6 protein-coding genes are annotated in these 8,914 nt (G+C 36.1%); 4 read left to right on the forward strand and 2 right to left on the reverse strand.

Annotated features, from left to right (window positions below; translation table 11 throughout):
* Positions 1-7: 7 nt before the first annotated feature.
* Entirely contained in the window at positions 8-4,507 is a 4,500-nt protein-coding gene (locus I6E72_RS18745) for an EAL domain-containing protein (RefSeq protein ID WP_197113743.1), read from the reverse strand.
* Positions 4,508-4,673: 166 nt separating this feature from the next.
* Here I6E72_RS18745 and I6E72_RS18750 point away from each other — a divergent pair, with 166 nt between their 5' ends.
* The 3 genes from I6E72_RS18750 to I6E72_RS18760 all read left to right on the forward strand — a co-directional run bounded on the left by I6E72_RS18750 (position 4,674) and on the right by I6E72_RS18760 (position 7,348).
* Positions 4,674-5,225, forward strand: coding sequence for an isochorismatase family protein (locus I6E72_RS18750; RefSeq protein WP_154902941.1), 552 nt, complete (start codon positions 4,674-4,676; stop codon positions 5,223-5,225).
* A 148-nt stretch (positions 5,226-5,373) separates the two neighbouring features.
* On the forward strand, positions 5,374-6,840 hold the full coding sequence (locus tag I6E72_RS18755) for a methyl-accepting chemotaxis protein (RefSeq protein ID WP_197113745.1): 1,467 nt from the start codon (positions 5,374-5,376) through the stop codon (positions 6,838-6,840).
* Positions 6,824-7,348 carry a DUF6436 domain-containing protein gene (locus I6E72_RS18760; protein ID WP_154902939.1) on the forward strand — a complete coding sequence of 175 codons (525 nt, stop codon included), beginning with the start codon at positions 6,824-6,826 and terminating at the stop codon, positions 7,346-7,348. The genes I6E72_RS18755 and I6E72_RS18760 overlap by 17 nt, the downstream gene beginning before the upstream one ends.
* A 60-nt stretch (positions 7,349-7,408) precedes the next feature.
* Here the strand turns inward: I6E72_RS18760 and I6E72_RS18765 are convergent, their stop codons facing one another.
* Positions 7,409-7,966 (reverse strand): TMEM165/GDT1 family protein, encoded by a 558-nt coding sequence (locus tag I6E72_RS18765; RefSeq protein WP_197113748.1) that lies wholly within the window; start codon positions 7,964-7,966, stop codon positions 7,409-7,411.
* A gap of 518 nt (positions 7,967-8,484) precedes the next feature.
* On the opposite strand from I6E72_RS18765, the gene I6E72_RS18770 reads away from it, so the two are divergent.
* Positions 8,485-8,886 carry a hypothetical protein gene (locus I6E72_RS18770; RefSeq protein ID WP_197113751.1) on the forward strand — a complete coding sequence of 134 codons (402 nt, stop codon included), beginning with the start codon at positions 8,485-8,487 and terminating at the stop codon, positions 8,884-8,886.
* Positions 8,887-8,914: the final 28 nt, after the last annotated feature.

Here is an 8,914-nt window from a genome sequence, read left to right on the forward strand (position 1 = left end):
AATCAAATCAAATCAAATCAATGATATTGCTAAAACAATCGCTTTTACGTAAGTCTTTAGCATCCATTGGCCTTGCAAAGTAATAACCTTGCAGTACAGTACACCCAACCTCGGCTAAAAAGATCATCTGTTCGCGCGTTTCTACTCCTTCTGCAATACAGTAAAGATCTAGGTTTTCGGCCAATAAAAGAATGGTCTTAATAATTGACTCATCCCCTTTATCTATACCAATACTGTTTACAAAGCTTTGATCTATTTTAATAACATTAATAGGAAATTGGCTCAAATAGGTGAGTGACGAGTAACCAGTACCAAAATCATCAAGTAGTAATTTAAACCCAGCAGCTTTTAAGTTTTGTAGCTGCTTGGCTGCTTTGAGTTTATCTTCTAGTAAAATACTCTCTGTTATTTCAAGTCTTAATTGTCTTGGATGAACTTGAGAGTCCGCTAATATGGACATTAACCGCTGGGTTATGTTTGTTTTTAAAATGTGTTTAGGCGATAAGTTTAAAGATATATAAAACAATGGGTTTGCGCTGAGTATAGGTGCAATTTCAATAAGAGCTCGTTGCAATGCTTGCTCAGTAAGGAGTTCTATTAAACCGGTTTCTTCTGCTACCGGTATAAAAAGTGCTGGGGATACCAACTGTCCTTGATTTTTCCAGCGCATGAGTAACTCCACGCCATTTATTGTTTTTTCTTCTATGTCGATAATGGGCTGATAGTGATTAAAAAATCGGTTGTCTTTTACTGCATCTTTTAAATCATTTTCGAGCAGTAACTTTTGTTTTATCAGCTCATTCATTTCATCGCTAAAAAACTTAAAGTCGTTTCTCCCGCCTTGTTTAGCGTGCATCATGGCTACATCGGCATTACGGATAAGTATATCGGTGGTTACAGCATCAAATGGGTATAGAGCTACGCCAATACTTGCTGAAATATTAATAGAGAAGTCTTCAATAATTACTTTATTAGCTAACTCATTACTAATTTTTCTTACTGTATCGCGAAGAGACTGAAGCGATTTTATATTTTGAATCAGCACTAAAAATTCATCACCACTTTGACGGCCAAGTTTTGCGTTTACGCCAAGCATACCGTTTACTCTTTGGGTAATATTACAAAGTAGCTTATCGCCAACTGCGTGGCCAAAAGAGTCGTTAACAGGTTTAAACTTATCTAAATCAATAAATAATAATGCGCATTGTGTATTACTTTCATTGGCATGTTTAATCGCGTCTTCAATATTTTTATACATTAAACTACGATTAGGTAGATGCGTTAGAGGATCAAAGTTAGCCAAATAGCGCAATTCGTTTTCAGCACGTTTTTGCTCGGTTAAATCTGTAATAACCACCACATAATAACTTGCAGTATCTTTTGTAACTGCTGTGGCACTTATATGAATTGGATGTTCGTTACTTTTTGCTGTTTTTATATAAGCATCACTTTGCCAGTTTTCTGTCGGTTTTAATTTTTTTAAGATACCAGCAAACTCTTTACACTTATCTTTACCAATCGCTTTTATGAATAATTTAGGACTAATTTTAGTGGCTACTTTTTCATTTGAAAACGTTTCAATAAAGCTGTTATTCGCAGAAAATGGCATTAAATGCTTATCGAGTATAAGTAACCAGTCGTTTATTTGGCTAAACGCTTCACCTAAAATTTTTGCTTGTTGCTCATTAGCACGTTGCTCAGTTATGTTGGTATATATGCCAGAAACATATAAAGGCTCATTTGTTTGAGGGTTATAAATAACTTGCCCTGTATCTTGATACCACAGCCAGTGCCCTTTTTTATGTTGTAAACGATAGGTTGCTTGCCAATTTTGCTGTTTTTTATATTTGAAATAGTTTTCCCATTGGCTTTCAAAACGACGTCGGTCATCTGGGTGTATTAGCGCTAAAAATTGTTCTATGTGTACGCGTACAGGCAAGCCTGTATAGCCTAATTCACTTCCTCTGAGCGTACTTACGGAAGCATCTTTAAAATTATAATCCCACACGCCACTTTTGTTATTTTTAAGCGCGAGTTCTGTTTGCTTTTGCGAATGAATAGTCGCTCTATGGGCTTGTTCAATTGCAACTTGGCGGCTGCGGTATTGCCAAAAAATAAAAAACAACACGGCTAGCATTAAGGTTATATAGGCGGCAATAGCAAAGGGCGACTTCCATGGAGCATAAGCTACGTTGATGTTAAGCGTGGCTGGTTCGCTTGTAACAATACCATCGCGATTATGTGCTGATATTTTTAGTGAGTAACTACCCGGTTGGAGCTTTGTGAAAAATACTTGATTAGATTGTAAGTCTTCATATGTAAGGGACGTAGGCCCTAAAAGGGTAACTTTATAATACGCTTTGTCTATATTGGGGTAAGAAAAGTTAGAAAAACTAACCGTCAACCCCATATCTTCATGATCTAGCTCAAGCGGTTTGCTAAGGTATTTATGAGGGTGATAATTGAGCTCCTTAGTAAAGAGGCCTATATCAGTAATGGCTAGATTGCTTTTTTTCAGTTGTTCTTTTTCATTAAAGTCTACAGGGTTAAATAGTAGAGCTCCGGCATTGCTGCCAAAAATTAACCTGCCATCATTTAATGTTGTTGCTGCAATTTGTGTGAATTGGTTTATGTTCAACCCGTCTTTCACTGAATAACTCACCACATTAAGTGTATCTAGGTTTATTTGGTATAAACCATTGTTACTACTTACCCATAAAAAACCATTTTGATCAGGAAGTAATGAATAGATAGAGTCAGTATTAAATGAATTTTTTAATCCTATGTAGTGTTTTCTCTCATAAGTAACTGGGTCAACACCAAGTAAGCCTTCCTGGGTGGTTGCCAACCATAAAGTATTCCGTTTTGAGTCTAAGTAAAAGTTTTCTACAGTATAAAAAATATCTTCTTTAGGATTAAAAGACTGAAATATAGTCGTTAACGTTTTCGTTTTTTCGTTGTACCTAAAAAAACTTTTTGATGTACCAAGCACAAACTCTTCAGGATGTGTGTCGAGGTGTTTATAAAAAGCGTAAGAAAATAAAGGGTCGACTTGCTCTTTGAGTCCCTTAATAATTCTTGTTTTTCCGGTTGTTTCATTAAAAAGATAAAAGTTATCATCAGACATAAATGCATATGTGTCTGCAGATAATTGGGCAAAGCCAAATAAGTTTGATCGGTTAATTACATCATTCTCTGTGTCTTGGTTTTCAATAACTTTACCTGTTTGCTTATCAAAAAGTTTGAACCCGTTGAAAGTAACAAGCCAAAGAAACTGATCATCTCCAATCGAAGACGCAAAAATATCAAATACCGCAGATGCTCCATATATGGCTTTTGAGTCGGTCGAGCTTAAATATACTTTACTTTTATTTGTAACTTTGTCGTAGCGCGCAATACCATCTTCGGTCCCTAACCATATAATATTATTTTTATCTTGATAGGCAGCATGAACAGTATTATTCCCTGGTAAAAAAATATGTTTAAACCGTTGAGTTTTGACTGGCCAAGTAAACACCCCTTGGGTTCTAGATGCGAGCCAAAGCACGCCGGACTTATCAATCATTAGATCGTTGATTGAGTTTTCACTAATATTAAACTTACTTTTTTCATAATTTAATATGAACTCTAGTTCTTTGGTTTCGCGGTGATAACTGAACAATCCACTTTCGGTTGCTACAAACTCCCCGTAAACAGTATTGGCATAATCCCATATATTATAATCAGGGATTAAAGTTGTAATATTTGCTGCAGATATATTTTTGTTATTATCGAATGCTAATTGATACATGCCTTCAACAGTACCAACAAGTAATCCTAATTCATTATCAACACTTAAGAATTTGACGTTTATATTATCTATCGTATTTTTTTCAGGGGGATGAAGAGGGATTTTTACAAGTTCTGAATTATCTATATTTGCCGTGTATAAGCCATCATTTGTACCAATATATAAAGTATTTTTATATATCGTTAATGACCTAATATAGTCACCTTCATTTGGTAGAGCTAGTTTAAGTGCAAAGCGTTTGCTCGTCTCATCAAATGTATATATTTGACCATCTATGGCGAAGTAAAAAGTATTTTGTTTTTGGGTCATCGCGGAGATTGGAGAAAACATCTTTTGTTCTTTATCTATTTGACCTGAATAGATTTTTTCGGTTTTTAAAGTGAGGGGATCTATTATAAACGCACCAGAAAGATCAGTTGAAACGATAATTTTTCCGTCTTCGGCTTTAAATAACGCATAAATATAGTGTTTATCTAAGCCAAAGCCACCATTAAAAGTTTTTACTTTATACCCGTCAAAGCGATTTAAACCTTGTTGGGTAGCTATCCAAATATAGCCAATTTCGTCTTCTTGTGTCTGCAAAACGTAACTTTGCGAGAGACCTTCGTCAGTAGAAATACGTTGTAATTGTTGAGCATAGTTCTGTGATGCAAAAGTATATTGAATGCATAGTAAAAAAATAATGGTGATATGAAAAAAAAGTTTGCTCAAACGCACTTATAAACACTCTCAGTGGAGGATAGGATGATACTTAGCTAGATAGTAAATATAGCATAAGTTTTTATTTTTTAATTACAAATAATATACGTAAAGTTAAAATTTCTATTTTCAAATAGTGAGCTAATCTAAATAGATAACAGTTAATGTTCATGAGGAGAGTATAGTGGTTTTATCTAATATTGATGTAAAAAACAGCGTATTATTAATAATAGACTTACAAGAGTTGCTTGCTCCTGCAATTAAAGATTTTCCGAATATTTTAAAAAGTACATTGCAGTTAGCGCAGGCAGGTATTATTCACGACGTCCCGGCCTTAATAACTGAGCAATATGTCAAAGGGTTGGGCGAGACTAATCAGCAAATTAAAAATACCTTACCTAATGCTATGTATTTTCATAAAACGTACTTTAGTGCATGTGCAGAGCTTGGCTTTGTTGATAAGTTAAAAAGCCATGATAAAAAGCAGGTTGTTGTTGTGGGCACTGAAGCGCATGTGTGTGTTTTACAAACATGCTTAGATTTAATAGAAAATGGTTTTGAGGTTATTGTCGTACACGATGGTATTGGCTCGAGAAATCCGCAACATAAAAACTTGGCAGTTGAGCAATTACGCCAAGCGGGTGCGGTAATTTCATGCGCTGAAATAGTTATTTTTCAATGGACAAAAAAAGCAGCAACGCCTACGTTTAAAAAAATACTCCCTATAATTAAGTAGACCACATGTATATCATGTAAATTAAATGTATTAATTTTTGGTGTGTCGGTAGTTTATTATTGTGTTCAGTGAACTGAAACTCGTTTTTACACGTATATTGCAGACTGCTTTATAAAACAACAATGCAAACAACAATTTTAAGGTTTTTATGTCTAGTATTGGCCGGTTATTTACAATTATTTTCAGTCTTTTGTTTGTCGAGTCTATCGCTATTGGCTTGTATTTCGACACATTAGCGCAGGCCTTTATGATAGGTTTGCCATTGTGTTTATTACCTATATGGCTTTTAAACACACAAGGGGACAGCCCTGTTACCCCGCATGTCGTAGCTGCCGCCATAATGATGTTTTCTTTTTTGCACATACAACAAACTTTTGGGTTGATTGAAGTCCATTTTGAAATATTTATTTTAATGCCCATGTTAATTGTTTTTGTACAATGGCGAGTGTTTATTACTGCAATTGTATTCGTGGCAGTTCATCATTTGTCTTTTTATTATTTACAAACTCAAAATACAGGGTTTTACGTATTTGACCCTGATAGGCTTGCTTTTACTACGGTGCTTATTCATGCTGGATACGCAATAGTTGAGGTGCTAGTTGCAGGCTATATTGCCATAATGTTGCAACGCGAACGTCGTGCGAGTCTATCTTTAAGTTATGCGACAGAGCAAATAATGAAAGACCCTGAAAACATAAAACTCTCTCTTCGCGCTGATGACACTAAAAGTGAGGCAGTAGCAGGGTTTAACACGTTACTAGATTACTTATCGGATGTTATTAAGCAGGTACAAACTCAATCAGAATCACTGCAAAAAAACTCACAAGAGCTTATACATGTTCATGATCAGTTGGCGGGTGGTGCAGTGCAGCGTACACAACAAACTGATGATATTGCTAATTCTGGCGCTCAAGTTGCTAATGGTTTTAAACTTGTAGAAGAAGAAAGTGAGGTGCTAAAGCGTCAAGTAGACCATATTACACAAGCTGCCAGCAACGCATTAAAAGAAGTTCTTCAAACAGATGCTAAAAGTAGAGAGCTGTTAACACTACTTAACCATACTGAAGAAAAAATAAACCTCTTAGTGGCAGCGGGTGATGTTATTTCAGGTCTTCTAAATGAGATATCAGGTATTGCTGAGCAAACAAACTTACTTGCTTTAAATGCCGCTATTGAAGCTGCCCGTGCAGGCGAACATGGTCGAGGTTTTGCTGTTGTTGCTGATGAGGTAAGATCTTTGGCTAACCATAGTAAAGCAACAACAGATAAAATTAGTCTAACATTAAAAGATCTTGTTAATAATAGTAAAACGTCAACACAATCAATGAGTCAGTGTGTGAGTTTTGTAGTTGATTTAACAAGTATTAGTGCTGCAATGAAAGAGAATATTTCAGCAATGAGCGAGCAAATAGCCGCAGTATCTTCAAGCTCTGATTCAGTTGCACAAGTTGTAGCTGAGCAGGCCGGTAATACTGAATTAATAGCAAGCAGTACTGATACTATGCGCCAAAATCAGTACCAAGATACGCAAATAGTGCAGCAGTTAACCGCTAAGGTGCAGTTAATTGATGTAAGTATCGATATGTTAGAGCAAAGCATTGCCAAGTTTAGATAAATCTAACTCTTTCGTATTTTCGCTTATAACTACATGGCTTATTTGTGTTGTTGCAGGGTTAGTTTATTTTCAATTAGAGCAGCTTAAACCGTTTGATAGCTCAAAAGTTTTATTGCAAAAACACTGGTTTAATAACTTTAAAAAGCAATTGGATTGGGTTGATACTGGTGAGCCGTCTTTAGTGCTTATAACAGAAAAAAAATGCGGGTGTACTATACAAGCTAAGCCGCATATTTCATCGTTAACCTCTTTTGCTGCCAATAAAGCTATGAAGGTTGTACAAGTTGAATTAACACCAAAGCTTAAACACGTTATTCCGGCAACGCCTGCCGCCGTTATTATTAATAAAGATGGTGAGTTTGTTTATGCTGGGCCGCTCTCTGAAGGATTAGCTTGTGCCCAAGGAAGTGGTTTTGTTGAAACTGCGGTCACTAATTTAGCCGCAGGTTTTAACTCTAACCTTTTAATTACACAAACCAAGGGATGTTACTGTGTAAATAATGCATAAATAACGTATCGATAAACTAAAGCTCGCACTTAAATCAACAGTTGCGAGCTTTAATATTGATTAAATTGTAACTAAGCCATAAATACCTAATGACACAAACACACAAGCAGCAATAGCACGTACGGTGTTTAAAGATATTCTTTTTAGTAATGCATTACCAGCGTATATAACAGGGACATTAGCAATTAGCATACCTAACGTGGTTCCTACCGTTACCCAAAACACAGACTGATACTGTGCGCCTAACAACACCGTCGCTATTTGTGTTTTATCACCAATTTCTGCAATAAAAAATAATACAAAAGCGACTAAAAAAGCTCCGTAGCTATCATATTTACTACTTACAGCTTCGTCCTTGTCTGGAACTAATAGCCAAAGTCCAACTACAACAAAGCTTATGTTTACAAGCCAAGGTAAATATTCAGAAGAAAAACTATTACTTAACCACTGCCCAAACCATGCTGATAAACCATGATTGAGTAAGGTTGCGGCTAAAATACCAAGAATAAGCGCGCCTTTATTACGAAAGCGGGCGGCTAACAGGAGTGATAAAAGCTGGGTTTTATCGCCTATTTCGGCAAGTGTGACAGTGACGGTTGAGGTTAAAAAAACTTCCATTATTGATTCTTACAGGCGGGAATACTAAACCAAGGCAAACAACTATCTCCCGCCATGAGGATAGTGTCTACCTAGGTCTCGCCGATAACGCTTGCTACAACATTACAAACTTACCATGCACTTGAGGTGCAATTATGTTGATAAGTTTACTCATTACTGAGCGGGCTACTCCCCTAAGAGGCGGGCATTATTCCACAAAACTTTTGCGTGGTAAATATTAAGAATCGAATATAGTTAATTTATTCGGGAGTAATAAAGTTAGCTTTTGGCAATTAGTTGATAGTCAGGAAAGAGCGATAAGCGGTCGGTTAGGGTTAATTATTATTAGCTAATAGATACTATGAGGAAACTTTTCCCTTTTACATAGTGAAATAAACTTCAACAATCATAATGTTTATAGTTGGCAATAGATTACACTATTTGCTATTAATATAAGTTCATTAAATAAGGATGTTTTCGCGCTAAAATATGGGAAGTGTACTCTGATAAAGTTGTTATATCTCAAAAGGAGTTGAGTCATGCGGATTTATTGTTTAGCTCTATATTTCTTCTGTTCGGCTGTGTTTGCCACTAGCTGCTATATTACCGAAGAGCAACGCACTGAAAATAGCATCAAATATCAGGATCAAGTCGAAATCGAGATAACACTTTCAGATTCAGATTACTCAGTGATGATATCAATTCCTTCTCAAATAGGTGAACTCCCATTTCAAGGAGTCTTCCTTGTTACTGATAGCCTAGAGGACCCAACATTTTTCACTCAGCTTCAACCTTTCGAAGAAAATGGAAAAAATGTAGCCTGGTACACAATAAATACTGGTTTAATTCGCCGTCACTTTATCGTGGCTAGCTTCGGTGAGTGTAGTATGGATGATGAGATGGACGCTCCCCAAAACGGCGTCAATGCGCCAAACTGGTAATTGAACTCACTCAGTTAAAAGGGAACGT

Origin of the sequence: Pseudoalteromonas sp. NSLLW24 (genome assembly GCF_015864725.1) — a bacterium.
Taxonomy (GTDB): Bacteria; Pseudomonadota; Gammaproteobacteria; order Enterobacterales; family Alteromonadaceae; genus Pseudoalteromonas; species Pseudoalteromonas arctica.

Bases quoted from the DNA above. Each gene is read 5' to 3' on its own strand.
- I6E72_RS18770 (WP_197113751.1), top strand. From the start codon at position 8,485: ATGCGGATTTATTGTTTAGCTCTATATTTCTTCTGTTCGGCTGTGTTT.
- I6E72_RS18755 (WP_197113745.1), top strand. From the start codon at position 5,374: ATGTCTAGTATTGGCCGGTTATTTACAATTATTTTCAGTCTTTTGTTT.
- I6E72_RS18765 (WP_197113748.1), bottom strand. From the start codon at position 7,966: ATGGAAGTTTTTTTAACCTCAACCGTCACTGTCACACTTGCCGAAATA.